General features: G+C 65.0%; 32 protein-coding genes and 2 pseudogenes. 16 read left to right on the forward strand and 18 right to left on the reverse strand.

The genetic code is table 11. From position 1 onward, the window contains the following. Positions 1 to 10 precede the first annotated feature (10 nt). From VSX79_RS16345 to VSX79_RS16385, 9 genes and pseudogenes are all read left to right on the forward strand, one after another. On the forward strand, positions 11 to 562 hold the full coding sequence (locus tag VSX79_RS16345) for a hypothetical protein (RefSeq protein WP_326913873.1): 552 nt from the start codon (positions 11 to 13) through the stop codon (positions 560 to 562). Further along, entirely contained in the window at positions 559 to 1,305 is a 747-nt protein-coding gene (locus tag VSX79_RS16350; RefSeq protein ID WP_326913874.1) for a hypothetical protein, read from the forward strand. The genes VSX79_RS16345 and VSX79_RS16350 overlap by 4 nt, the downstream gene beginning before the upstream one ends. A 133-nt stretch (positions 1,306 to 1,438) precedes the next feature. Next, on the forward strand, positions 1,439 to 1,939 hold the full coding sequence (locus VSX79_RS16355; protein ID WP_326913875.1) for a 2'-5' RNA ligase family protein: 501 nt from the start codon (positions 1,439 to 1,441) through the stop codon (positions 1,937 to 1,939). Positions 1,940 to 1,971: 32 nt separating this feature from the next. Then, on the forward strand, positions 1,972 to 2,553 hold the full coding sequence (locus VSX79_RS16360) for a GNAT family N-acetyltransferase (protein ID WP_326913876.1): 582 nt from the start codon (positions 1,972 to 1,974) through the stop codon (positions 2,551 to 2,553). 82 nt (positions 2,554 to 2,635) lie between these two features. Beyond that, entirely contained in the window at positions 2,636 to 3,283 is a 648-nt protein-coding gene (locus VSX79_RS16365) for a hypothetical protein (RefSeq protein ID WP_326913877.1), read from the forward strand. A gap of 124 nt (positions 3,284 to 3,407) precedes the next feature. Continuing rightward, on the forward strand, positions 3,408 to 3,962 hold the full coding sequence (locus VSX79_RS16370) for a hypothetical protein (RefSeq protein ID WP_326913878.1): 555 nt from the start codon (positions 3,408 to 3,410) through the stop codon (positions 3,960 to 3,962). A 14-nt stretch (positions 3,963 to 3,976) separates the two neighbouring features. Then, positions 3,977 to 4,414, forward strand: coding sequence for an NAD(+)--rifampin ADP-ribosyltransferase (arr, locus tag VSX79_RS16375; RefSeq protein WP_326913879.1), 438 nt, complete (start codon positions 3,977 to 3,979; stop codon positions 4,412 to 4,414). A 5-nt stretch (positions 4,415 to 4,419) separates the two neighbouring features. Next, positions 4,420 to 4,722: pseudogene (locus tag VSX79_RS16380) on the forward strand (glycine zipper 2TM domain-containing protein); the annotation flags it as partial. A gap of 77 nt (positions 4,723 to 4,799) precedes the next feature. Further along, positions 4,800 to 5,615 (forward strand): ThuA domain-containing protein, encoded by an 816-nt coding sequence (locus VSX79_RS16385; protein ID WP_326913880.1) that lies wholly within the window; start codon positions 4,800 to 4,802, stop codon positions 5,613 to 5,615. Here the strand turns inward: VSX79_RS16385 and VSX79_RS16390 are convergent. Genes VSX79_RS16390 through VSX79_RS16405 form a run of 4 tightly spaced genes read right to left on the reverse strand, consistent with a single transcriptional unit; the run spans position 5,612 to position 8,262 of the window. After that, a complete protein-coding gene (locus VSX79_RS16390; RefSeq protein ID WP_179493470.1) occupies positions 5,612 to 6,010 on the reverse strand; it encodes a DUF1801 domain-containing protein in 399 nt (132 codons plus the stop codon). The two genes, VSX79_RS16385 and VSX79_RS16390, sit on opposite strands and share 4 nt — an antisense overlap. Before the next feature lie 8 nt (positions 6,011 to 6,018). Further along, positions 6,019 to 6,447: a DUF1801 domain-containing protein gene (locus VSX79_RS16395; protein WP_179493469.1), complete on the reverse strand. Its 429-nt coding sequence runs from the start codon at positions 6,445 to 6,447 to the stop codon at positions 6,019 to 6,021. Between the two features lie 12 nt (positions 6,448 to 6,459). Next, complete coding sequence (locus tag VSX79_RS16400; RefSeq protein WP_326913881.1) at positions 6,460 to 7,317, reverse strand: TauD/TfdA dioxygenase family protein; 858 nt, start codon at positions 7,315 to 7,317, stop codon at positions 6,460 to 6,462. A 57-nt stretch (positions 7,318 to 7,374) separates the two neighbouring features. After that, the gene (locus VSX79_RS16405) at positions 7,375 to 8,262 is read right to left on the reverse strand and encodes an arylamine N-acetyltransferase family protein (RefSeq protein ID WP_179493467.1); all 888 of its coding nucleotides are present in this window, start codon (positions 8,260 to 8,262) and stop codon (positions 7,375 to 7,377) included. A gap of 229 nt (positions 8,263 to 8,491) precedes the next feature. Here VSX79_RS16405 and VSX79_RS16410 point away from each other — a divergent pair, with 229 nt between their 5' ends. Together VSX79_RS16410 and VSX79_RS16415 are read left to right on the forward strand one after the other, a co-directional pair. Next, positions 8,492 to 8,908 carry a nuclear transport factor 2 family protein gene (locus tag VSX79_RS16410; protein WP_179493466.1) on the forward strand — a complete coding sequence of 139 codons (417 nt, stop codon included), beginning with the start codon at positions 8,492 to 8,494 and terminating at the stop codon, positions 8,906 to 8,908. 70 nt (positions 8,909 to 8,978) lie between these two features. Further along, the gene (locus tag VSX79_RS16415) at positions 8,979 to 9,563 is read left to right on the forward strand and encodes a 2'-5' RNA ligase family protein (RefSeq protein WP_326913882.1); all 585 of its coding nucleotides are present in this window, start codon (positions 8,979 to 8,981) and stop codon (positions 9,561 to 9,563) included. Here the strand turns inward: VSX79_RS16415 and VSX79_RS16420 are convergent. From VSX79_RS16420 to VSX79_RS16450, 7 genes are all read right to left on the reverse strand, one after another. Then, the gene (locus tag VSX79_RS16420) at positions 9,560 to 9,988 is read right to left on the reverse strand and encodes an OsmC family protein (RefSeq protein ID WP_179493464.1); all 429 of its coding nucleotides are present in this window, start codon (positions 9,986 to 9,988) and stop codon (positions 9,560 to 9,562) included. The two genes, VSX79_RS16415 and VSX79_RS16420, sit on opposite strands and share 4 nt — an antisense overlap. 55 nt (positions 9,989 to 10,043) lie before the next feature. Continuing rightward, a complete protein-coding gene (locus VSX79_RS16425; RefSeq protein WP_179493463.1) occupies positions 10,044 to 10,247 on the reverse strand; it encodes a DUF2061 domain-containing protein in 204 nt (67 codons plus the stop codon). Between the two features lie 79 nt (positions 10,248 to 10,326). Next, positions 10,327 to 10,668 (reverse strand): DUF962 domain-containing protein, encoded by a 342-nt coding sequence (locus VSX79_RS16430; RefSeq protein WP_179493462.1) that lies wholly within the window; start codon positions 10,666 to 10,668, stop codon positions 10,327 to 10,329. 192 nt (positions 10,669 to 10,860) lie between these two features. Then, complete coding sequence (locus VSX79_RS16435; protein WP_037555438.1) at positions 10,861 to 11,286, reverse strand: ExbD/TolR family protein; 426 nt, start codon at positions 11,284 to 11,286, stop codon at positions 10,861 to 10,863. A 36-nt stretch (positions 11,287 to 11,322) separates the two neighbouring features. Then, on the reverse strand, positions 11,323 to 11,844 hold the full coding sequence (locus VSX79_RS16440; protein ID WP_179493461.1) for an ExbD/TolR family protein: 522 nt from the start codon (positions 11,842 to 11,844) through the stop codon (positions 11,323 to 11,325). Positions 11,845 to 11,967: 123 nt separating this feature from the next. Continuing rightward, positions 11,968 to 12,783, reverse strand: a complete 816-nt coding sequence (locus tag VSX79_RS16445) for a MotA/TolQ/ExbB proton channel family protein (RefSeq protein ID WP_257017963.1) — start codon at positions 12,781 to 12,783, stop codon at positions 11,968 to 11,970. Positions 12,784 to 12,838: 55 nt separating this feature from the next. Next, on the reverse strand, positions 12,839 to 13,495 hold the full coding sequence (locus tag VSX79_RS16450; protein WP_179493460.1) for an energy transducer TonB: 657 nt from the start codon (positions 13,493 to 13,495) through the stop codon (positions 12,839 to 12,841). A 341-nt stretch (positions 13,496 to 13,836) separates the two neighbouring features. Here VSX79_RS16450 and VSX79_RS16455 point away from each other — a divergent pair, with 341 nt between their 5' ends. Together VSX79_RS16455 and VSX79_RS16460 are read left to right on the forward strand one after the other, a co-directional pair. Next, the gene (locus VSX79_RS16455; RefSeq protein WP_326913883.1) at positions 13,837 to 14,646 is read left to right on the forward strand and encodes a hypothetical protein; all 810 of its coding nucleotides are present in this window, start codon (positions 13,837 to 13,839) and stop codon (positions 14,644 to 14,646) included. Between the two features lie 205 nt (positions 14,647 to 14,851). Further along, the gene (locus tag VSX79_RS16460) at positions 14,852 to 16,183 is read left to right on the forward strand and encodes a homoserine dehydrogenase (protein ID WP_179493458.1); all 1,332 of its coding nucleotides are present in this window, start codon (positions 14,852 to 14,854) and stop codon (positions 16,181 to 16,183) included. Here the strand turns inward: VSX79_RS16460 and VSX79_RS16465 are convergent. Beyond that, the gene (locus VSX79_RS16465; protein ID WP_257017961.1) at positions 16,180 to 16,611 is read right to left on the reverse strand and encodes a hypothetical protein; all 432 of its coding nucleotides are present in this window, start codon (positions 16,609 to 16,611) and stop codon (positions 16,180 to 16,182) included. The genes VSX79_RS16460 and VSX79_RS16465 overlap by 4 nt on opposite strands. A gap of 111 nt (positions 16,612 to 16,722) precedes the next feature. On the opposite strand from VSX79_RS16465, the gene glpX reads away from it, so the two are divergent. Further along, the gene (glpX, locus tag VSX79_RS16470; RefSeq protein WP_326913884.1) at positions 16,723 to 17,691 is read left to right on the forward strand and encodes a class II fructose-bisphosphatase; all 969 of its coding nucleotides are present in this window, start codon (positions 16,723 to 16,725) and stop codon (positions 17,689 to 17,691) included. Positions 17,692 to 17,831: 140 nt separating this feature from the next. On the opposite strand, the gene VSX79_RS16475 is transcribed toward glpX, so the two are convergent. From VSX79_RS16475 to VSX79_RS16485, 3 genes are read right to left on the reverse strand one after another with little or no spacing between them, the layout of a single operon-like run. Next, positions 17,832 to 18,302, reverse strand: a complete 471-nt coding sequence (locus VSX79_RS16475; protein WP_326913885.1) for an SRPBCC domain-containing protein — start codon at positions 18,300 to 18,302, stop codon at positions 17,832 to 17,834. Further along, positions 18,299 to 18,625 (reverse strand): ArsR/SmtB family transcription factor, encoded by a 327-nt coding sequence (locus VSX79_RS16480; RefSeq protein WP_179493454.1) that lies wholly within the window; start codon positions 18,623 to 18,625, stop codon positions 18,299 to 18,301. The genes VSX79_RS16475 and VSX79_RS16480 overlap by 4 nt, the downstream gene beginning before the upstream one ends. Beyond that, entirely contained in the window at positions 18,622 to 19,095 is a 474-nt protein-coding gene (locus VSX79_RS16485) for a VOC family protein (protein ID WP_179493453.1), read from the reverse strand. The genes VSX79_RS16480 and VSX79_RS16485 overlap by 4 nt, the downstream gene beginning before the upstream one ends. A 100-nt stretch (positions 19,096 to 19,195) precedes the next feature. Between VSX79_RS16485 and VSX79_RS16490 the strand changes: the two are divergent. Beyond that, positions 19,196 to 20,124 (forward strand): annotated as a pseudogene (locus tag VSX79_RS16490) (glutaminase). A 4-nt stretch (positions 20,125 to 20,128) separates the two neighbouring features. On the opposite strand, the gene VSX79_RS16495 reads toward VSX79_RS16490, so the two are convergent. Both VSX79_RS16495 and gyrB read right to left on the reverse strand, forming a co-directional pair. Next, a complete protein-coding gene (locus VSX79_RS16495; protein ID WP_179493451.1) occupies positions 20,129 to 20,551 on the reverse strand; it encodes a septal ring lytic transglycosylase RlpA family protein in 423 nt (140 codons plus the stop codon). An 88-nt stretch (positions 20,552 to 20,639) separates the two neighbouring features. Next, positions 20,640 to 23,216, reverse strand: coding sequence for a DNA topoisomerase (ATP-hydrolyzing) subunit B (gene gyrB / locus VSX79_RS16500; protein ID WP_179493450.1), 2,577 nt, complete (start codon positions 23,214 to 23,216; stop codon positions 20,640 to 20,642). A gap of 107 nt (positions 23,217 to 23,323) precedes the next feature. Here gyrB and VSX79_RS16505 point away from each other — a divergent pair, with 107 nt between their 5' ends. After that, positions 23,324 to 23,758 (forward strand): hypothetical protein, encoded by a 435-nt coding sequence (locus tag VSX79_RS16505; RefSeq protein WP_179493449.1) that lies wholly within the window; start codon positions 23,324 to 23,326, stop codon positions 23,756 to 23,758. 8 nt (positions 23,759 to 23,766) lie between these two features. On the opposite strand, the gene VSX79_RS16510 is transcribed toward VSX79_RS16505, so the two are convergent. Then, positions 23,767 to 24,261, reverse strand: a complete 495-nt coding sequence (locus tag VSX79_RS16510; protein WP_326913886.1) for a hypothetical protein — start codon at positions 24,259 to 24,261, stop codon at positions 23,767 to 23,769. Between the last annotated feature and the right edge of the window lie 7 nt (positions 24,262 to 24,268).

Below are 24,268 nucleotides of genomic sequence, written 5' to 3' on the forward strand. Positions count from 1 at the left end.
GAGAGTAGGTATGGATGAAATAGATGCCATGAAGGCAATTGATGCCGCCCTTGCTTCGCTACCCGAGGACGCCAAGCAGCGCGTTTTGACTTGGGCCAATTCGAAATTCAATAAACAATCCCCCGCTCAAAATCCGTCCGCCGCGAAACCGGCAACCCCTTCGGAGGCGCCACCAAAACACTCGAGCGGGAAGAAGAGTGGTAGCCCAAAGCCCTCAAAGAAGGCTAAGTCCGTAATATCCATCGATAAACAGTTAAACCTGATGCCGAATGGAAAAGAATCTGCTATAGACTTCTCAAATAAGAAGAACCCTAAAAATCATTTAGAAAAGGGGCTGGTGGCAGTATATTATATAAGCAAAATTCTTGAAATCGAAGCGGTAAACATTTCTCAAGTTTATACGTTCTACAAACACCTGTCTTGGCAAGTCCCAGCGAACTTGGCAAATGCGCTTAGCAAGGCTGGCGTAGAGGGTTGGCTCGACACCTCTGATCAAAGCAACCTCAAAGTCGCTGTTGGCGGAGAGAATTACGTCGAACACAAAATGGGCGCTGGCGCATGAAAAAGCTCCTTCTCAATGTTCCCGATGCATACGAGGACGAGCTCTTTAAGCGGTATAAAGAGATTGAGAGGAATTTTCGCGAGCGGCGATGGGAACCCGCAGAGTTGAATGGCGGAAAGCTATGCGAGGCCAGCTATGCAATCCTAAAAGGGCATGTTGACGGCACTTATCCGAGCATACCGAAAAAGCCGGACAGGATGCTGCCAGATTGCCAGAAGCTAGAGAATGCGCCGGTGAGCTTCGGCCGGTCGGTTCGTCTTCAGATACCGCGCATGATCGTGGCGCTCTACGAAATCAGAAACGGGCGAAACGTGGGCCATATCGGTGGGGACGTCGACCCATCCCATATGGACGCCGTGTGCGTCCTCCATATGGCGAAATGGATCGTTGGCGAGTTTATTAGGATATTTCATGGAGTTCCCACTGACGAAGCCACACGCATTGTCGAATCTCTCACCGACAGGCATATCGACGTGGTTTGGAAGACGGGTAACAAAAAGCGGATTCTAATTCCTGGGCTACCCATGCTCAATAAAGCGCTACTCATGCTATACAGTGAAGTTGAGCCAATGGCCGAGGCGACGCTGGTGGACTACATTGAGCACTCCAATGCGTCTGTGTTTCGACGGGATGTCCTCAGAAAAGCCCATAAAGCCAAGCTTTTGGAATATGATGATAAGTCAAAGATGGTAGAAATCTCTCCCCTCGGCATAAAGCGGGTTGAAGAACAAATCTTGGTTTAACCGAGATCACCGGAATTGTGGTGACTAACGCAAAGATTCCGGGTTGCCTTTGAATGAAGAGCCCGCGCCGTCGTCCCCACGCCCACACCATGCTACACTCCCACCCATGCGCGCCCGGAACCCCCTCTACGTCATGGCCAAGCCGCCGCCGGAGGTGCAGGCGCTGATCGTCGCGCTGCCGCGCAACGATCCCGGGCGCGGACCCGATCTTCTCCATGTCACGCTCATCTCGCTCTACGACCTCCATTATGCGCCGCCCGAGTGGCTGCCCGCGACCATCGCCGCGCTGGACAGCTTCGCCTCGCCGCCTTTCCCGCTCCACTTCGACCGGATCGAGAACCGCAAGGCGGTGACGCTGCGCACGCGGGATCCGCTGGCCGAGGCGCGGGCGTTCCAGAAGGCGCTGGTCAACCATCTGCTGACGCAAAAGGCGCCGATCATGGACGGCACCACGCCCGAACCGCACATCACGATCAACTATCGCGGCGACCGGCTGGGTTCGCAGACGTTCGGCGCGCTGAAACTGCCGCCGATCGCATGGACGGTGCGGGAAATCTTGCTGATGGAAAGCGTTGTCGGCAAGACCACGCATGTCGAGCACGGCCGCTGGGCGCTGACGCCGCCCGGCGACTGAGCGCGGCGCCCCGACGAGAGAGGAGAGCAGACATGGCGACGATCACGATCGGCAAACCCGCGGACAAGGCGCGGCTGCTCCACACGCTGGTGCTCGGCTTTTCGGCCGACCCGGTGGCGCGCTGGGCCTCGCCCGACGCCGCGACCTATATGAGCCGCCGTCACGAATTCTTCGGCGCCTTCGGCGGGGCGGCGTTCGCGCATGGAACGGCGTTCGTCGCCGACGACGGCGCCGCGGTCGCGACCTGGCTGCCGCCCGGCGTCGCGCCCGACGGCGAGGTCATGGCCGCGATCATGGATGAACAGACGCCGCCGCACCGCAAGGCCGAACTGGACGCGTTCGTCGAACAGATGGACCGCTTTCACCCCCAGGAGCCGGTCTGGTATCTGCCGCTGATCGCCGCTGATCCGGCGTATCGCGGCCGCGGGCTCGGCACCGCGCTGATGGAGGCGGCGATCGCGGTGATCGACGCCGACGGCCGCGCCGCTTATCTGGAAAGCTCGAACCCGCGCAACATCCCGCTCTACCGCCGTTTCGGTTTCGAAATCACCGGCGAGATCCGCACCGCAACCTCGCCGGTGCTGACCCCGATGCTCCGGCCGGGGCGGGGGTGAGGCGCGCGGCGCGATCCTATTTCGCACGGCGCCGCGCCGAAATCGCTGTCCTACATTATCCGTTCGTGGTTCATCCTGCCCGATGAAGCAGGAAAAAATCCCCCCTCGCCCCGCCGCGCCGCACGACGATGCCGCGCCGGCCCCTTCCCACGCCCCCGCGGCCTTCGCCCCGGTGGCGCTGCGCGCGCGCCACGACGGCTGGACGCCCGAGCGGCAGGTCGGCTTTATCGAGGCGCTCGCCGAAACTGCCTGCGTTGTGCAGGCGGCCGCCGCGGTCGGCGTCTCGGCCACCGCCGCCTACAACCTCCGCCGCCGGCCCGAGGCGCAGGCGTTCCGCCTCGCGTGGGACGCGGCGCTCGACATGGGGGTGCGGCGGCTCGCCGACGCCGCGCTGTCGCGCGCGGTCCACGGCGTGTCGCGCCCCGTCTTCTATCGGGGCGAACAGATCGGCGAGCGGCGCTATTATGACGAGCGGCTGACCCAGTTCATCCTCCGCCGCCGCGATCCCGTGCGCTTCGGCGACTGGCGCGACGGGCGTGAGGCGGTGCAGCATTTCGACGGCCCCGCGCTGATCCTCGCGCGGCTGCTCAGCCTCGCCGAGGACGCCGCCTATATGGGCGAGGATCGCGGCACCCCCGCGCCGCCCGATCCCGCGCTGCTCGCCGCCGCGCTCGGCATCGACCCGCGCGTCCTCCGCCCCGAAGACGCGGACGAGGATGACGATTATTGAGCGACGGGTATCATTTTACCGGAGGGGAATGACAAGTTTGACAACTTCCACCCGCCGCGACCGCCTCGACACGTTGCCGGGTCCCCGATAGGCTGACCTCCCTTGCCTTCATGGGAGAGTGATGATGCGTGGACAGGCCTGGTTGATTGCGAGCGCGATGCTGGCGCTAACGGGGTGCGGCAAGGCAGAGGCGCCCGCAACGCCCGAAAGTGCGGCGCCCGAAAAGTCGGTGCTCGACGACGGCCCCGCCGCCGAGATCGACGAGATTGCCGAGGCCGACCTGCCGCAGGGGGTGCGCGATGCCGTGCTCGCCCGCGTGCCCGGCATGAAAATTGCCGAGGCCGAGCGCAAGGAACGGGGCGGCAGGATCTTCTATGATGTCGAGGGGATGCGCCCCGACGGCAGCCCCGTCGAGCTCGACCTGATCGAGGAAGCGGGCGCCTACACGGTGGTCGAGATGCAGCGCGACATCGCCTGGGCCGACGCCCCCGCCGAGGTGCGCGCGGTGGCCGCCGCCGCGACCGATGCCTTCATCCCCGCGCGCGTCATCGAAAGCACGCAGAACGACGGCATGATCGTCTATGAACTCTTCGCGCCGGGCAAGGCCGACGAGCCCGCCGCCGAGGTGAACTGGCAGGACGGCAAGGCCGTGCTGCGCACGACGCGCAACGAATATTGAGCCAAGGCACGCCGATGACCGACACGCCCACCGGCCCCGACGCCAATGGCCCCGACGCGGGCGCGACCTTCTATCACGGCACGCGCGCCGACCTCGCCGCCGGCGACCTGCTCGCCGCCGGCTGGAACAGCAATTACGGCACCGAAAAGCCGCTGTCGTGGATCTATTTTTCCGCCGCGCTCGAATCCGCAATCTGGGGCTGCGAGCTCGCGGCAGGTGCGGGGCGCGAGCGCATCTATATCGTCGAGCCCACCGGCGACTGGTTCGACGACCCCAACCTCACCGATCAGAAATTCCCCGGCAACCCGACGCGCAGCTACCGCAGCCGCGCCCCCTTGCGCATCATCGGCGAAGTCGCCAGCTGGACCCCGCACGCGCCTGAGGTGCTCGCGGCGATGAAGGACGGCCTCGCGAAGCTGAAGGCCGAGGGGAAAGATGGGATCATCGACTGACGGCCCGGCCCGACCCGCGCTATGACGGCTATTATGCCGACAATTATTACCGCAACGACCGCCGTTACCGCGAACGCCGCCTGTCGAACAACGACCGCGTCTATCGCGGCCGCGACGGCAAATATTATTGCCGCCGCAACGACGGCTCGACCGGCCTGATCGTCGGCGGCGTCGTCGGCGGCATCGCGGGCAACGTCATTGCGCCGGGCGATTCGAAGACGCTCGGCACCGTGCTGGGCGCGGTCGGCGGCGCGGTCGCCGGGCGCGCGATCGAACGCAGCGGCAACGACGACGTGCGCTGCCGCTAACGGGCGCGACGCCACGGCGGCTTGCGGAGGTTCACCGGTGTCATTAGTCTGTGCCCGATAATATCGGGAGAGCCCAAATGATCACCGCCGCCACGCTGGCCGCCGCGCTGTTGCTGACGCTGGGTGCCGCGCAGGCGGCACCCGACCCGCGGCGCCCGGCGCCGACATTCGACAGCATCCCGCCCGCGTTGCCTGCGCTGGACGGCCCCGCCGTGCTGATCGTCAGCAAGACGAACGGCTACCGCCATGACAGCATCGCCGAAGCGGTGCCCGCGATCGAATCGGTGGTGGAGGCGCGCGGCTGGAGCAGCTTCGCGACCGAAAATGCCGCGGTGTTCAATCCGCGGGACCTCGCCAAATTCGATGTCATCGTCTTCGCCAATGCCAGCGGCGATATCTATACCCCGGACCAACGCGCCGCGTTTCAGGCGTGGGTCGCCAACGGCGGCGGCTTCGTCGGCCTCCACAGCGCGGGCGACGGCAGCCATCCCGACTGGTTCGTGAAGATGCGCGGCAACGGTAACTTCACCGGCCATCCCGGCGGCGGCGACCAGTTCCAGCCCGCCGATCTCATCGTCGCCGACCATAACCATCCCGCGACGCACCACTTGCCCGCCCGCTGGCGCTGGACCGACGAATATTACAGCTGGGACGCCCCGCCCGCCGCCGACGCGCATATCCTCGCCTCGCTCGACGAGACCGGGATGCGGCTGACGCCCAAGCTCGAGATGGGCCACCACGCCCTTATCTGGTGGCGCTGCGAAGGCCGCGCGCGCATCTTCTACTCGGCGCTCGGCCACAAGGCCGAGGCATGGGCCGACCCCGTGCATCTGAAGGTCGTCGACGGCGCAATCGCCTGGGCAGCGCGCAAGGAGGGGACGGGCTGCGACTAGCCCTTTTTTGGGCGAGCGGGCTTTTCCAGGTTCGCCGCGACTGCGGCGCGGACCAGCGCCTTGAACGCCGCCGCGTCGACGTCGTCACCCTCGAACAGATCGATCGCGCGCCGCGTGTTGCCATCGAGACTCGAATTGAACAGGCTTGCTGGGTCAGCAAGCACCGCGCCCTTGGTAAAGGTCAGCTTGACCTTGTCCTTATATGTCTCGCCCGTACACAGGATTCCGGCATGTTCCCACACCGGCACGCCCGCCGGGTTCGACGGCTTCTGCCACTTCACGGTCTCTTCGACATCCGGGTCGGCGGCGTGGATCAGCGCGCGCAGCTTCGCCAGCATCTCGCCGCGCCAGTCGCCGAGCCCGGCTATCTTCGCATCGATCAGATCCGTCGCCATCGTCTCCCTCACATCTTCTCGCCGGGCAGCGCCGCGGCCTGTTTCACCCAGTCGACGAATGCCGCCTCGTCGACCTGATCGTCTTCATGGATATGAAAATAGCGCGTGTCGCCGCTTTTCGATGCGACCGGCGGCACGGGATCGAGCGACTGACCGCGAAAGAAAGCGACCTTGATATAGCGGTCGAAGCAATGGATGCTCATGAACCAGTGCGTCGGCTCCTCGCCCTGCCCCGGCGGGCCATAGAAGGGCGAATTCCATTTGACGGCTTTCGCGACCCCCGGGACCGTCTTCTCGATCAACTTGTCGAGCCGCGCCCAGGCGGCCGACTTCCACCCCGGCATCGCGGCAATATAGGCCTGCACCGGCGCGTCGCCATAGCCTTTGGCGATCTGGGGATTGCCGCCGGACAGCAGCACGACCTTCTTTTCGCTCATCAAATCCTCGCGTCAGCGTTCGTCGCGATAGAAGGGCCGGTCGCCCGCGATCGTCACCCGTTCCATCCGCCGCACCGCGGGAAAATAATCCGACGCGGCATAATGCTGCGCGGCGCGATTGTCCCAGAAGGCGACCGACCCCGCGCGCCAGCGGAAACGGCACTGGATTTCGGGCACCGCCGCCTGCGCATAAAGATGCGCGAGCAGCCACTCGCTTTCCTTCGCCGACACACCTTCGATATGGCTGGTGAAGGCGGTGTTGACGTACAGCGCCTGTTCGCCCGTCTCGGGGTGCGTTCGCACCAGCGGATGAAGCTGCGGCGGATATTGCTCGTGCAATTCGTGGGCGCTCTTCCCCAGCCTTTTGGCGAAGACGCGCGCGATATCGTGCACCGCGCTCAGCGAGCGGCACCAGTCCTGCATCGCGGGCGACAGGCCGCGGAACGCCGCCGCCATGTCGGCGAACAGCGTGTCGCCGCCGACCTCGGGCACTTCAATCGCGCGCAGGATCGACCCCAGCGACGGTTCTGCGCGCCAGGTGACGTCCGAATGCCAGAAATTCTCCCGCCCGCGCGACTCGGGCCCGTGCGCGATATGCAGCACTTCGGGGTTCGGCTGCTCCTTCGGCGTCGCGGGATGGATTTCGAGCGGCCCAAAGCGCCGCGCAAAGACGATATGCTGTTCGGGCGTGATGAACTGGTCGCGAAAGAAGATCACCTTGTACGCGAGCAGCGCCGCGCGGATTTCGGCGATCGTCGCATCATCCTGTTCGTCGGCGAGATCGATCCCGGAAATCTCGGCACCGATCGATGGCGTCAGGGGCGCGACCTTCACGCGCTCGAACACCCGCTGCGCTGCAACAAGGGTCATGGCTTCCGCTCCTGCTGTTTTGTTGTCGGAGCATGAGAGAGCCCTGGCGGCGGCGAGTCAAGCCGCGGTGCGACTAGCGGCGATCTCCGCGGTCGCCGCCCGTTCGATCGCCGGGCGCCAGTGCGGCCGCGCCGGCAGCAGGAAGATTTCGCCCAGAACGCGTTCGATCTCGTCTGCACCCAGATAGCGGCGGTCGAGACGCCCATCGGCAAGCCGCGTCGTCAGGCGGTTGTCGCGCAGGCCATAACGCGCCTCGGCGGTCGTACGCGCCGCGATCAGCTGGTGACGGAAATGCGAATCCGGATGCGCCGAGGTGTACCAGTTGCCGATTTCATAATCGATCGCGGGCGGCACCACATTCTCGATCCGGTAGAGCGTCCGCCATTCCTCCTCGATCAACGCAGCGACCTGCCATTCGGCGCCATGCCGCACGACGCGATAGCTTTCGTGTCGCGTCGGCTGGGGGTCTTCGCTGTCCATCGCCAGCGGCTGCGGCGGCACCGCCGCGCCGAAGCCGGCATCGACGAGCCACGACCTGCCCTCGATCGTCACCCGCACGACCATATGCGTGCGCGGCGTCGGCGGCGCATCGTCGGGGAGCATCCAGCGCACGCGCCCAATCAACCCTTCGGCAGCGAAGCCGATCGCCTGCAAGACGCGAAGGAAAAGCCCGTTCTGCTCGAAGCAATATCCGCCGCGCCGCTGGCCGATCAGCTTCGCATCGATCGCGTCGGCGCCGATATCGACCCCCGCACCGGTCAGCGCGTCGATCGCCTCGAACGGGATCGCGGCGATATGGGCGGCTTGCAGCGCAGCGAGCACCTCCCATGTCGGCGCCACGGCGCCGCTATAGCCGATGCGCGCAAAGTAGCGCGGGAGGAACCCGGCGGCGGCGGCGAAGGACGCTTCGCCGGAATCGGTGGGGGCAGCGGGATAGTGCAACATGCAATAATGCTCCGTTCGCAAATCAACTGCCCGCCTTATGAAAGCTCAACCACAGTTGAGATCAAGCCCGAATCTTCGCCCGGCAACCAACACCCCGCAAAGATCGTGCTGTCCGCAACTTGGCCCTTGCGGGCGCGCCTATGCCGGCGCACATCATGTCGGGATATTGGCTGCGGCACGTTCGGAGGACTTTATGCGGGGCGCAACGGCAATATTGTTGGCTATCGTCATGGCGCCGCCCGCCATCGCCGCCGAAGCGCCCGTGGGCACCGGTGCCGATCTCGCCAGTTTTGCCGATGCCTTCGACGCCGCGCAGATCGCGCAGGATCGCGCCGCGCTCGAGCGCATGGTCGCCGACGACCTCGTCTTCATCGACGGGAGCGGTAAACGCTATGGCAAGGCTTTCTTCATCGACGGCTGGACCGGGCCCGACGATGATTATGATCCGGTGATGTTGAAGGACAGGATCGTGCTGCCGCTCGGCGAGGATGCGGGCCTTGCAAGCGCCGAGACAATCCTGTCGGGCCGTTCGGCAGGCAAGCCCTTCCGCGTCCGTATCCGCTTCACTGACATATTCCGGCGTCACGGCGATAGCTGGCAGGTAGCCTATATCCACGTCACCCGGATGACGATCGAACAGGAATAGCGGGAACGATTCGACTCTCCGCACACATGAGAACATAATAGGAACATTGATCTGATTCGGAGGGATCGCCATGTCGCCAATGTTCCGCTATTTCCTGGGCTTTCAGCTTGCCCCCGACCGCGCCGGTTGGCTCGCTCGCCAACTGCCGCCGGTTTCGGGCGATCTCTTCGCAGGACTGAAACCGCAATATTATCACCTCACGCTCTGCACGATCGATGAAACGTCGGTTCCCAATCCCTTCCTGCGCCAACACGTCGCCAGGGCATTCGAAGCCGGCTTGCCCGCAGCCAGTTCCATACCCTTTGGCCGGATCGTCAGCAGGGGGGCGGGCGCCGAGCTCGTCACGGTCGGAAGCGTTGCCGCTGTTCGCCAGCTTTATGACGAGCTCGTCGCGTTGCTCGCGCCGCACGGGATCGCACCCTGGTATCGCCGGTCGGGACTCCGCCCGCATGTCACGCTCGGCTATGGCAAGCATCTGTTCGACCCGGTACGGGTCGCGTGGAACTGGACCCCGCGCGAACTAGTCTTGATCGAAAGCCATATCGGTCACAGCCGTCACCGCGTCCTCCAGCGCTGGCGACTGCCTGCATCTGCGCAGGGCGCGTTCGACTTCATGGACGACGCGCTACCGCCGCTGCTGCGCCATGCGGCTTAGCCTTCGAGGCTATGTTCGAGCGTTATCTCGCAGTCGAGCAGCTTCGACACCGGACAGTTCTTCTCGGCCTCTTCAGCGATCTTCGCGAATTCGTCGGCATCGATTCCCGGCACCTTGCCGGTCAGCGTCAGCGCCGACTTGGTGATCGTGAAGCCACCGTCCTGCTGCTCGAGCGTCACCGCGGCGCTCGTCTCGAGGGAGTCGCCCGAATAACCCGCGCGCGCGAGCCCGAATGACAGCGCCATGGTGAAGCAGGCGGCGTGCGCCGCCGCGATCAGCTCCTCGGGATTGGTTCCCGGCTGGCCCTCAAAGCGCGTGCCGAAACCATAGGGCTGAGCATTCAGGACGCCCGACTTCGTCGTGATCGATCCCTTGCCCTCCTTGCCGAAACCTTCGTAGCGGGCGGATGCGCGATTGACGGTCATGCTCATATCTCCTTCGAGGGGGCGAGACGGAAACGGCGCCGAAGACTCGGAGTCCTCAGGCGGCAAGCAGCTTACGCCGCGTAGCAAAACGCTTCCACGCCTTTTCATGGAAGAAGAATGCGACCGCATTGATGCACGGCTCGATGATCGCGATCCCGCCCGCCAGCGCGACCGATCCGGTCAACACATAAGCGACGCTGAATCCGATGGTCAGATGGATCGAGAGATAGGTGAAGGTCTTGATCAGGTCGGTCGGCATGGCCCGTCTCCAGCAGCGGCGAACTCTTTCAAATTAAGAATGGTTCGCAACAAGTGCCAGAGAGTGCTTTCGCTCAGTCTTATCGATTTTCCCGCGATACTCCCGCGCGATCGAGTTCGGGCCCGAGCCGCCCGCCAAACCACATCGCCCACATCTTGAAGTCCGCGGCGAGGCTCCACAGTGGATAGGTGAAGGTCGCCGGCCGGTTTTTCTCGACCGCAAAATGCGCGACCCAGGCAAAGAAATAGCCGGCGACCGGCAGCGCCACGAGCCAGCCCCAGCGCCCACTCAGCACCGCCGCGATCCCGATCAGCATAACCAGACTGGTCCCGACATAATGCAGCGCACGCGTCGATGCCTTGCTGTGCTCGCGCAGGTAGAAGGGCCAGAATTCGGCGAAACTCTTGTAAAGCCGGGGCATGATGATGAGAGATGCTGCGACCGGCGCGCCCCGTCAAGCTGACAATCGTATGCCAGCCGCCCCACGTGGGTTTTGGGGCAGGAAGCAGCCAGCGGCGGTTCCCGGCGGTTTCTGCCTATCGCGCGCAAAAGAAAAGGGCCGCGAATCGCTTCGCGGCCCCATCTATTTTTGCCTGACGACTCTGATCAGAAATCAGAAGACGCGGGCATATTGTTCGTTGCCGACGAAGCCGAGCTTGCCGACGCCGCTACGCTTGATCACCGCCATAACGTTGTCGACGACGATATAGCGCGCATAGGGATCGGGCTGGACCTGCAGCTCGGGTTCGACCGGCAGCGCCTTGGTCTGTTCCAGATACTGCGCCAGCTGAGCGAGATCGACCGGCGTCCCGTTCCAGGTGATCGTCCCGGCGGGATCGATCATTACCTTGTTCTTTTCGGGGTCGACATTGCTCTGGCTGTCGGTCGGGACCGGCAGGTCGATCTTCACCGCGTGGGTCTGGACCGGGATGGTGATGATGAACATGATGAGGAGCACGAGCATGACGTCGATAAGCGGCGTCGTGTTCATGTCCATCATCGGTTCGTTTTCGTCCCGATCTCCAACTGCCATGGACATGCGATTATTCCTTCGTTCCTAAACGGAAGACCGCCCTTAAAGGCGACCCACCGTGCCCGAGCCAGGAGCCGGTTCGGAAATGAACCCGATCTTCTGGAAGCCGGCATATTGCATCGTATAGATCACGCCGCCGATGCACTGGTACGGCGTATTCACGTCGCCGCGGATATGCACTTCGGGGAAGTTCTCTTCGGTGATGTTCTGCGGCCCGCCGATATCTTCGAGCAGCTTTTCAAGCTTCTGCTGTCCGCGCTCGAGCAGTTGCCGCGAATCGACCGGGGTCTGGCCCCAGTAAACTTCGCACGCGCTGCTGTCCGCATTAGGCTCGCCATCACCGTCGGTATCGGCCGAACGGATCGACAGCAGCACATTTTCAGGCTTTGTCGTCGTCGGCTCGAAGACCACGTCGGGCAGCTTGAGGTTCACCGTCTCCAGCACCACGGGAACCGTGATGAGGAAGATGATGAGCAACACAAGCATGATGTCCACGAGCGGGGTCGTGTTGATTTCGGACATCGGGGCGTCTTCGCCGCCCTTGTCGCCTACACTCATCGCCATAGGATTAGCATCCTGTCACAAAATTACTGTCATGGACCCTTGGGTGGTCGCGCCACCGGCGCTGCGCCCGGTCCAGCGGACCCGGCCTTCGCCGCATAGCGAAGGCCGGGATCCAGGAACCAATCAGGCCTTCTTCGGCGCTGCGGCCGGAGCGGTCGCCTTCGCCGGAGCGAGCGACGCCGGCTTCACCTGGCCGTTCGACATGATCGAGCCGAGCACGTCGTTCGAGAAGGTCGACAGGCGACGGGCGATCGACTTGTTGCGGCTCTGCAGCCAGTTGAACGCGAGCACCGCGGGAACCGCCACGATCAGACCGATAGCGGTCATGATCAGCGCTTCACCGACCGGACCGGCGACGGTGTCGATCGAGGCCTGACCCGACGCACCGATCTTCACAAGGGCGCGAAGAATACCGATAACGGTACCGAACAGACCGACGAACGGCGCGGTCGAACCGACGGTCGCGAGGAAGGCGAGGCCCGAATTCAGCTTCGAGTTGATGTGGTTCTGCGAACGCTCGAGCGTGCCGTGCATCCAGTCGTGGGCTTCGACGGGGTCGGTCAGCTTGTTATGCTCTTCGTTGGCGCGCAGGCCGTCTTCGACGACCTGGCGATAGGCGCTGTTCTTTTCAAGCTTCGACGCGCCGTCGGCGAGCGTCGGCGCGCGCCAGAAGTTGGCGTCAACCGCCTTGCCCTGGTTGATCACCTTATTCTGTTCGAAGAGCTTGGTGAACAGGATGTAAAGCGTGCCGATGAACATGATGAGCAGGACAAGAAAGGTGACCTGCGAGACGATACCGCCTTCGCAGAGCGCGGGAACGAGACCGTAGGGGTTCGTGCCTTCTTCCTTCACGCACATCGATGCGGGCATCAGGCTCATGCCTGCGTCGTGAGCGGCAGCCGGCGCCGCAGCGGCGGCATTTGCGATCAGATTAAACATATAGGAAATTCCCTCTCAAAATATTCAAAATCGAAAACAGGTGGTCCGGCGCCGATCAGCGCGGAATCTGCCAACGGATACGATTGCTGTAAGTGCCGCCCGTCGGATTACCCGCACGGTCCTTGCCCGGATTGAACCGGCCGCGGCGCTGGATAAGCTTGCAGGTTTCGGCATCGAGGTCGGCGTGGCCGCTCGACGACGTGACGTCGCAAGAGGTCACGCGGCCCTCGGCATTATAGGTCACGCGGAAACCCGTCGTGCCTTCGCGTTCTTCACGCATGGCACGCGCCGGATAGTCGTCGTTCGTCGCCCAACGTCCCGGGTTGCCACGCGGCGTACCGGCTTGACTGAGGTCGGGCGTCGGAGGCGGAGCCGGCGGAGCCGGCGGCGTGAAGACGGGCGGCGGCGGCGTCGGCGGCGCTTTCGGCACCGACTGGACCGTGTTGGTCGTCACCGGCGGCGGAATCGGAGACGGCGGCGTCACAACCGGCGGCGGCGGCGGCAGCTTGTTGTCCGGCGGCGGCGGCGGCGGGGGCTCCTCCGGCGGCGGCGGCTCTTCGACGTCCACCACATCCAATTTTTCGGCGATCTTCTTGACGATACTGATATTCAGGCCGTTCACCAGGCCATAGCCCAGAACTGCCGTAAACAGACCAACCAAGACAATCGCCACTACCCTGTTTTTAGGGTCGACATTATCACCATAAGCCATTCAGGGACGACGCTCCTTGCTAGATCATCCTGACACCAATTCCCAACCCTCGGGACGGTTGCCAAATGCCCGGATGATTTCCGATGCGTTTCCACAGACCCGACGGCGCTGCATCCGGCTTATTATGTTTTCGCCGGACGCTTCGCGGCCCGTCCTATCGCGGTGGCGGCACATTCGCAAACCCTTTATCAGGGGTTAATGTGCCTTGTCCCATGATGGGGATTCAGGCGCCGATACCGGTGTCACAGATGATGGAAAGTAGATCGATCATGCGCCTCCCTCACCCGGCCGCTATCGCCGGCATATTGACCTTGAGCTTTGGAATCCCAAGCGTTTCTGCAATGCAGGCGCCGGCCACCGCCGCGACGGCAGGCCCTTACACCTATGCCGATATCGCCGACCTGGCGACCGAGGCGCCGATTGCGTTGCACGCGCGTATCCGCGAGGCGACGGTCCTGAAACCCGAGCGCGCGCCCGGAGTCGCGGCGGGTCATGTCCGAATCTACGTCGAAGCCGACGTCGTCAGCCTGATTCGCGGTAGCGGCCCGCTCGCCGCGCGAATCTCCTATCTCGTCGACCTGCCAGTCGATGCGAAGGGCAAGCCGCCGAAGCTGAAGAAGAAACAGCCCGTCCTGCTCTTTGCCCGCCCCGTCGCGGGCGCAAGCGCAGGGACGAACAACACGGGAAGCGTCCGCCTGATCGCCCCCGACGCGCAGCTCCCGTGGGACCCGGCGACCGAGGCGCAATTACGCGCGATCCTCACCGAGCTGGTCAAGCCGGGCGCGCCGCCGGCGATCACCGGCATCGCCAACGGCTTTCACGTCCCGGGCACGCTTCCCGGCGAAGGCGAGACGCAATTGTTCCTGAGCACCGAAACCGGCGACCCCGTGTCGCTCACCGTGCTGACCGCTGCCGACGGGTCACGGCGCTGGGCGGCGGCGTTCGGCGAGATCGTCGATGGATCGGCGGCGGTGCCCGCGCGCGATACGCTCGCCTGGTACCGCCTCGCCTGCGGCTTGCCGCGCCAGCTCCCGCTGAACAAGCTCGCGGGGACCCCGCCCGAGGATCGGCGCAAGGCGGCATCGGACTATGGCGTCATCCTCGGCGCGCTCGGCGAATGCACGCGGACGCGCAAGCCGCCGGTAGATTGATCGATTATCTCCGCCTGACGTCGTAAGCGGCACCGGCTCGCTCCCTCCCGCCCTCCCAACGATAGCAACCTGGGGAGGCCGGGAGCAGGCGGTGCCGTATGTTTCCGCGTCGTGGAAACAGAAAAGCTTCCTTGTTTCGGCGGGAAAAGCCGATAGGGCGCTCGCGATGACGGGGCGAGGCTCCGCGCTTTTATGGAGTTCCCGCATGTCGCCCTATTCCGCCCCGACCGCTCCCCGCCCGCCGCTCCGCGTCGCGCTCGCGGGAATCGGCGTCGTCGGCGGCGGCGTCGTGCGGTTGCTCGAGGCGAACCGCGAACTGATCGCCCGGCGCGCGGGCCGCCCGATCGAAATCGTCGCGGTGTCGGCACGCGACCGCCACAAGGACCGCGGCGTCGACCTGTCCCCCTATCGCTGGGAAGACGACATGGACGCGATCGTCGCGGCCGACGATGTCGATGTCGTCGTCGAGATGATCGGCGGCGCCGACGGATCGGCGCTGACCCTTGCGCGCCACGCGCTCGGCGCGGGCAAGGCGCTCGTCACCGCGAACAAGGCGATGATCGCGCATCACGGGCTCGACTTGGCGAAGCTCGCCGAGGCGAAGGACACGCCGCTGAAATATGAAGCTGCGGTCGCGGGCGGCATCCCGGTGATCAAGGCGATCCGCGAAGGTGCGTCGGCGAACGAAATCGCGCGCGTCTATGGCATCCTCAACGGTACCTGCAATTATATCCTGACGCAGATGGAGCGGAACGGCGCGAGCTTCGCCGACGCGCTCGCTGCTGCGCAGGCCGAGGGTTACGCCGAAGCCGATCCGAGCTTCGACGTCGACGGCATCGACGCCGCGCATAAATTGTCGATCCTCGCCGCGCTCTGCTTCGGCACCCGGCTCGACATCGGCGCGGTGACCGCCGACGGGATTCGCGGGCTGATCGCCGCCGACATCCGCGAGGCCGAGGCACTCGGCCACCGCGTCCGCCTGATCGGCATGGCCGAGCGCGACAGCGCCGAAAACGGGGGCGGCCTCTACCAGCATGTCCAGCCGTGCCTTGTCCCCGCCGACCACCCGCTCGCTTATGTCCCCGGCGCATTGAACGCTGTCGTCGCCGAGGGCAATTTTGTCGGCCGCCTGTTCTTCGAGGGCGCGGGCGCGGGCGCGGGGCCGACCGCCTCCGCGATCGTCGCCGACATCATCGACATCGCGCGCGACGAATATGGCCCCGCCTTCGCGATGCCCGTCGACTCGCTCGACGCCGCGCCCGCCGCCGATGCCGGGGCGCGCGTCGGAAAACATTATGTCCGCCTGATCGTCGAGGACCGCATCGGCGTCCTCGCCGAAATCGCCGCAGCGATGCGCGATGCGGGCGTGTCGATCGAAAGCCTGATCCAGCGCGGCAGCGAGGACGGCGAGGGCGTCGTCATCGTGCTCGTGACGCACGAAGGCCCCGCGCGCGCAATCCACGCGGCGCTCGGCGTGCTCGGCGCGTCGGACCATGTCGTCGGCGCGCCGATGCACATGCCGATCCTCGCGCTTTAAGGTTCCTCTTCCGCCGGCGGCGGATTGCCCGTTTCGGGATCGGTCGCGCGCTTCGCCATTTCATAGAGCGCATTATATTCAGGGCCCGGCGGATAGCCGCCGCCGATCGAGATCCAGTTATAGGGCAGCTTGTCGAGGCTCATCGCGCGCGCCTCGGCGCGCGGCAGCTTGGGCGGCGCCTCGCGGCCGACGCCCGCGATCGCGCGCAGTTCGGGCGTCAGGCGGTGGCGTTCGGTGTCCGTACCGCACACATTGATCGACCCGTCTTCGGCGGGTTTACAGCGCCGGATCGGATCGACCATCTCCTTCGCCCGGGCCGCGGCGGTTTCGGCGTCGCGCGCCGTCGGGGGCGCGGGCGGCCCCTGCACCTGCGCGGCCGCAGGGACCATCGCGGTTATCGCGCCGGTCATCGCGATGACACAGCTCATGGCGAAAGCGGCACCGAATCGGGCGAAGCGTTCTCGACAAGTGGCGCGGGCGACCATATGGCGCCCACCATGCCGACCGGGCGGAACAAGTAAAGACGGAGAGTGGCGGACATGACGAATAGCAGCAACCTCGACCGGGTGCTCGTGCTCGAGATGGTGCGCGTCACCGAAGCCGCGGCGATCGCCGCCGCGAAGCTGATCGGCCGCGGCGACGAGAAGGCCGCCGACGCCGCAGCGGTCGAGGCGATGCGGACCGCGTTCAACACCCTTTACATGGACGGCACGATCGTCATCGGCGAAGGCGAACGCGACGAGGCACCGATGCTTTATATCGGCGAAAAGGTCGGCAATGCGCCGGGCAAGGGCCCGAAGATTGACATCGCGGTCGACCCGCTCGAAGGCACGACGATCACGGCGAAGGCCGGCCCGAACGCGCTCGCAGTGCTCGCGATCGCCGAGGAAGGCTGTCTGCTCAACGCCCCCGACGTCTATATGGACAAGCTCGCGGTCGGCGCGGGCTATTCGCCGAACATCGTCAATTTCGACAACAGCGTGCGCGAGAATGTCGAGGCGGTAGCGCGCGAAAAGGGCTGCAAGCCCGAACAGATCATCGTCTGCGTGCTCGACCGCCCGCGCCACGAGGCTATCATCGCCGAACTGCGCGCGATCGGCTGCGGCGTCGCGCTGATCCCCGACGGCGACGTTGCGGGCGTGATCGCGACGACCAACCCTGAAACCAACATCGATATTTACATGGGATCGGGCGGCGCGCCCGAGGGCGTTCTCGCCGCGGCGGCGCTGCGCTGCGTCGGCGGCCAGTTCAAGGGCCGCCTCCTCTTCCGCAACGACGACGAGCGGCGGCGCGCCAAGAAATGGGGCATCGAGGATCTCGACCGCGTCTATGACCTCGAAGACCTCGCCAGCGGCGACGTGATCTTTGCCGCGACCGGCGTCACCGACGGCTCGCTGCTGCGCGGCGTCAAGCGGCGGCGCGACGGCGTGATGACCACCGAAACGGTCGTGATGCGCGCCTCGTCGGGCACGGTACGCTGGGTCAAGGGCGAGCATCGCGCGCATTGAATATGGGTCGGGGCTGAAAGCGAGCGTTAGCCGTCGCACACCCTCCTACTTTCGTCATCCCCGCGAAAAGCGGGGACCCAGGGCGTGCGTAGGCTGATCCCACAGTTGGGCCCGCGCTCCACCCCATAGCCGATAGTCATTCAAGGCTGCGCGCTCATTCGCTTCAGTAACCCCCGCCAAAATTCGCCCAGCCGCCGCTGAAACAACATCAGCTCAAAGCCGTGCCGCGCGACATGGCTTGGGGGGATGGTATCCCAGCCGCGATGCTCGACCGTCACGCGCGTTTCGCCGTCCACCGCCTCGAACCGCACATCGACCTCGGTTAGCTGGCCCTTCTGGAAACTCGGCAAGCGCCAGGCGAAGGCCAGCCGTTCGCCCGGCAGCCAGTGGCGCACCGCGCCAATCTCCCACTCCTCGCCATCGTCGAAGCGCGTAACGAGCCGCCCGCCCGGCCCGGCAGGGTCGAAGCGCAGCATGCCATCGCCCTTGCGCGAAAGCTGGAATAGCGGATGGCTCCGCCACCATTTTCCGATGTCGCGGGTGAAGGCGGTGAACGCCGCTTGCGGAGTCGCCGCAACGCGCAGCGCGACGATGACCGCCGCCCCGCTCATTCCCCGCTTTCGACATGGCGCTTGAAACTCGCCAGCTGGTGCACCCACAGCGCCTCGGTCTCGGCAAGCCATTGCTTGAGCTCGCCCGTCGCGCCGTCCTTCAACCGATAGATGCGCACGCGCGCGTCGAATGCGGGATGCCCGTCCTCGACCAGCCCGCCTTCCTTCAGCACGCGCAAATGGCGGCTCATCGCCGGCGGGGCGAGGCCAAGCGCGCCCGCCAGTTCGCCCGCGCTGCGCGGCCGCTCGCCCAGCAGTTCGATCGCACGCCGGCGGGTCGGATCGGCGATCGCGCCCAACATCCGGTCGAGGGCCGCGCTCAATCGTCGAGCCGCGTCTTGGTCGTGAAGCCGCCCGCGGCATCCCACTCGTCGGCGGTCTTCTCTTCGACGGTGACGCCGAAGGTCCAGATATGCCCCTCGGGATCCCTGGCGCGGTATGTGCGGTCGCCGTAAAATTGCGTTTCGGGCTCGGCGATGACATCGGCTCCGGCGGCGCGCGCCTTTTCGCAATGCGCGTCGATATCTTCACCGCGCCCCAGCTGGACATGCACCGTTTGCGTGTTTTTGCCGCCAAGGTTCGCGGGGCTGCGATGATCGTCCGACCATTCATTGCCGACCATGATCGACGAAGCGCCATATTCCATTTCGCTGTGCGCCAGATTGCCTTGATCGTCGAGCAACACGAAGGTCGGCTCGAAACCGAACGCCTCTTCCAGCCAACGAAATGCCGCTTTTGCGTCCTTGTAGCAGACGGCACTCGAAAGCCCCTTGGAACGCGGATGGTCGGCCATGCTTCGTCTCCCGATTCGGCTAATTGATTTCTATTTTATAGAATATTTCTGGAAAAATGAAAATACATGCTTTGCGCGGCGATTATGCTAGGCGAACCCGATGACGGAGAACCTCAGAAAGCATATCGACGAGGCGATGACGCTGGCCGCGGCGCACCTCGGGAAGGGCCGTGTCGCCGACTATATCCCGGCGCTGGCAAAGGTCGATCCGAACAAGCTCGGCTTCGCACTCGCGCTGCCGGATGGCACGATCCATACGTCGGGCGACGCCGACGAAGCCTTCTCGATCCAGTCGGTGTCGAAGGTCTTCACGCTCGCGCTCGCACTCCGCCGCGTAGGCAGTTCACTGTGGGACAGCGTCGGGCGCGAGCCGTCGGGGTCGGCGTTCAATTCGATCGTTCAGCTCGAAAGCGAGCAGGGCATCCCGCGCAATCCGCTGATCAACGCGGGCGCGATCGCCACGACCGACCGGCTGATCGACGGGCGCAGCGGCGATGCGACGATCGACGAGATCGTCGATTTCATCCGCGCCCGCGCGGACGACGACGGCGTCGCGATCGACTTCGACGTTGCCTTTTCCGAATCCGAAACCGGCGCCCGCAACCGCAGCCTCGCGCATTTCATGGACGCCTTCGGCAATCTCTCGCATCCGGTCGAGACGGTGGTCGGGGTCTATTTCCGCCAATGCGCGATTGCCTGTCGTGCCGCCAGCTGGCGCGGGCGGGCTTGTTCCTCGCGATGGAGGGACGCGACCCGCTCACGGGCGAGCAGTTGATCGACCCGCACCGCGCGCGGCGCATCAATGCGGTCATGATGCTGTGCGGTCACTATGACAATTCGGGCGAATTCGCCTTCCGCGTCGGCCTGCCGGGCAAAAGCGGGGTCGGCGGCGGCATCCTGTGCATTGCGCCGGGGCAGGGATCGATCGCGGTCTGGTCGCCGGCGCTCAACGAAGCGGGGACGTCGCTCGCGGGCGCGGCTGCGCTCGAACATTTCGCCTATGCGGCGGGATGGTCGGTGTTCGACTGACGCGTTAATCGTCGGTCAGCAGTGCCAGCTTCACCCGCGCGGTGCCGCTGCGATGCATGCCGATTTCGCGCGCGGCGGCCTGGCTGACGTCGATCACGCGGCCGTGGGCAAAGGGGCCCCGGTCGTTGATGCGGACGATCACGCTGTCGCCCGTCGACATGTTGGTGACGCGCACCTTGCTGCCGAAAGGCAGCGTGCGATGTGCGGCGGTAAGCTGGCCGGGGTCGAAGCGTTCGCCGTTCGCGGTGCGGTTGCCGGCAAGCTCGTTGCCGTAATAGCTCGCCATACCGCCGTCGATTTCGGTTTCCGGGTAGGCGAGCGGGATCGCGCTGGCGGCGGCGCCCGCGATGGCCGCGGCATCGCTATCCTGCGCGGCGGCCGACGCTACGAGCATCAGCGGCATCACCATGGTTGCAAGAGCCCGCATGGCACCTCTCCCTCTTTGGTGAGGCGCCCAAAGCAGCGACGGCCTGCCGAAACAAGCCGCCGCGCGTTAGATCGAACCTAATTTACGGTCAGACGTCGAGATTCGCGACCGAGAGCGCATTCGTCTGGATGAAATCGCGCCGCGGTTCGACCTCGTCGCCCATCAACCGTTCAAAGATTTCGTGCGCGACATCGGCCTGTTCGGCCTCGACCCGCAGCAGCGAACGGTTCGACGGATCGAGCGTGGTTTCCCACAACTGCTCGGCATTCATCTCGCCCAGGCCCTTATAGCGGCTGATCGCGAGGCCCTTGCGGCTATGCGCAAAGATCGCTTCGAGCAGTTCGGAGGGGCGTGTGATGGGCGTGACCTTGCCGGCGGTAGCGGCCGGCAGATCGCTGTCGCTCGCTTCGGCATCGTCTTCGGCCGCCTCGGCGGCAGCGAGCGCAGCAGCGTCGGCGGCCTGCGCCGCGGCGCTGCTGCCCTTCACCAGCCGCGCGGGATGGGCGTAGGTTTCGGCCTGTTCGCTCGCGAGCTTGTGCAGGCGGCGGGCCTCTTGGCTGGCGAGGAAGGCGGCGTCGATCGCATGATGGTCGCTGACCCCGCGCCAGCGCTTTTCGAGCGTATAGCCTCCGTCGACCGCGACGATCGTCCATTTGGCTTCGGCGCCTCCGGTCAGCGCGCGTTCGGCCGCGTTGAGCCATTCGGCCGCGCGCACGCCCGCTGCGGTGCGTCCGGCGCTGTCGAGCTCCGGATCGAGCGCGCCGTTCAGCGCCAAGGCTTCAACGAGCTCATAATTATGGCCGCGCGGGACGTAGCGCATCAGCGCGCGCAGACGGCGGCCATGTTCGATCAGGTCGCGGAGGTCAGCGCCCGACCGTGCGCCGCCCGTGGTTTCGAGCATCAGCGCATCGATGCCGCCGTCGACGAGATAGTTTTCGAGCGCGGTGTCGTCCTTGAGATAGACCTCGCTCCGCCCCTTCGCGACTTTGTAGAGCGGCGGCTGGGCGATGTAGAGATGACCGCCCTCGATGATCTCGGGCATCTGGCGATAGAAGAAGGTGAGCAGGAGCGTGCGGATATGCGCGCCGTCGACGTCGGCGTCGGTCATGATCACGATCTTGTGATAGCGAAGCTTTTCGAGGTTGAATTCGTCGCGGATGCCGGTGCCGAGCGCCTGGATCAGCGTGCCGACTTCCTTTGAAGAGATGATGCGGTCGAAACGCGCACGCTCGACGTTCAAAATCTTGCCCTTCAGCGGCAGGATCGCCTGCACATGCCGGTCGCGCCCCTGCTTCGCCGACCCGCCTGCCGAATCGCCCTCGACGAGGAAGAGTTCACACTTGCTGGGGTCGCGTTCCTGGCAGTCGGCGAGCTTGCCGGGCAGGCTGGCGATGTCCATCGCCCCCTTGCGCCGCGTCAGTTCGCGCGCCTTTTTCGCGGCCTCGCGCGCCGCGGCGGCGTCGATGACCTTCTGGATCACCGCCTTCGCATAGGCGGGATTTTCCTCGAGCCATTCGGTCATCCGGTCGGCCATCAGGCTTTCGAGCGGCTGGCGGACTTCCGACGAGACGAGCTTGTCCTTGGTCTGCGACGAGAATTTGGGATCGGGCAGCTTGACCGAGACGATCGCGGTGAGCCCTTCGCGCATATCCTCGCCGGTGAGCGAGACCTTCTCTTTCTTGAGGATGCCCGACTTGTCGCCATAACCGTTCAAGGTGCGTGTCAGCGCCGCGCGGAAGGCCGCCAGGTGCGTACCGCCGTCGCGCTGCGGGATGTTGTTCGTGAAGCAGAGGACATTCTCGTAATAGCTGTCGTTCCACTCCAGCGCGACGTCGATGCCGATGCCGTCGCGCTCGCTGCTGATCGCGATCGGGTCGGGCAGCAGCGGGGTCTTGTTGCGGTCGAGATATTTGACGAACGCCGCGATCCCGCCCTCGTAGAACAGGTCGTGCGTCTCATGCTCGGCGTGGCGAGCGTCGACGAGCTTGATGCGGACGCCCGAATTGAGGAAGGCGAGCTCGCGATAACGGTGCTCCAGCTTCTCGAAATCGAATTCGGTGACATTCTTGAACGTCTCGGTCGACGCCTGAAAGGTCACGCGCGTGCCCTTCTTGCCAGCCGGCGCGGGGCCGTTGACCTTCAATGGCGAAACCGAATCGCCATGCTCGAAGCGCATCCAATGCTCTTCGCCGTCGCGCCAGATGGTGAGCTCGAGCCATTCCGAAAGCGCGTTGACGACCGAGACGCCGACGCCGTGCAGGCCGCCCGACACCTTGTACGCATTATCGTCGCTCGTATTCTCGAACTTCCCGCCCGCGTGGAGCTGGGTCATGATGACCTCGGCCGCCGAAATGCCTTCTTCGGCGTGGATGCCGGTGGGGATGCCGCGGCCGTTATCCTCGACGCTGACCGATCCGTCGCTGTTCAATGTGATCAGGACGAGGTCGCAATGCCCCGCAAGCGCTTCGTCGATCGCATTGTCCGAAACCTCGAACACCATGTGATGCAGGCCCGAACCGTCGTCGGTGTCGCCGATATACATGCCCGGGCGTTTTCGCACCGCGTCGAGACCCTTCAGGACCTTGATCGAATCGGCGCCATAGGCATTTGTGTTGGGCTGTTTGGAGGCGCTTTCGGGCGCGCCGTTTTCGGGCATGTCTGTCATATCGATTATATAGGGTCGAAGGCCGCAAAACCCAAGCGAAAATGCGGCTCTCGGGCCCGGGACGACGAGCGTTGCGCCCCCGCGCCGCGGCGGCTAGTTTCGTGGGCATGAAACATCGTATCGCCCTTCCCCTCGCCGCCCTTCTTCTCGCTTCGCTCGCCGCGTGCAGCCAGCCCGCGCCGCCCGCCGACAATGCTCCCGCGCTTGCAGGCGAACCGCTTGCGACGCGCGCGGTGATGATCGGCACCGAAGGGCCGAGCCTGCCCGCCTGCTCGAGCATCAGCCGCGTCAAGGCGGGCGGCACCGACGTCTATTGGGCGCCGAACGAAACGCGCGCGGTCAAGGCGAAGCTCGCCGGCGGCGCGAACGTGTCGCTGTGCGAGGCGGCCGAGAGTGACGCATGGTTCGGCGTCGTTTTCGCCGGTCCCGGCACCGATCCCGACATGTGCGGCGTCGGCAAGTCGGTGCCCAACGCCCGCGAATATCAGGGCCCGTGCCGCTGGGGCTGGATCAGGGGCGGGACGGTACAATTGGGCGGCTAGGCTCCGGCCTAGCGGCAATCCTCGATCACGCGGCCGATTTCCGACTGGACGGGCAGCGTCAGCGCGCCGCCGCCCGGCGTTTCGAGCGCGAAGCGACCGCGGCTGAAGGCGATGCGGTCGAGCCGGGGATCACGGCTCGGCAAGTTCGCGCTGCCGCCGTCGAAGCGGATCTGGTCGGTGCCGGCGCTGGTGTGCAGGCTGACATTGCCGGCGAGCGCCGAGGTCATGCGGATGCTGCCGCCGCTGCACGCCATCGTCAGCAGCGGGTTCGCGCTGCCCGTCGGCACAAAGGCGGCGGTCCGGCTGGCGGCGTCATAGCGCCATGCGCCGCGATCGACGGCGCGGTCTTCCCACCCGAGCGTCGGCGTCGGTAGCGGAGCGGGCGTCGGGGCGGGGGCGACGGGTTGCGGGGCGGGGGGCGGCGCTGCGGGCTGGGGGATGGCGGCGCAGCCCGCAATGCCCAGCATCAGCGTTCCTGCGAACACACAGCGAAACACGGACATTTTCATT

Origin of the sequence: Sphingopyxis chilensis, assembly GCF_035930445.1 — a bacterium.
Lineage (GTDB): Bacteria > Pseudomonadota > Alphaproteobacteria > Sphingomonadales > Sphingomonadaceae > Sphingopyxis > Sphingopyxis chilensis.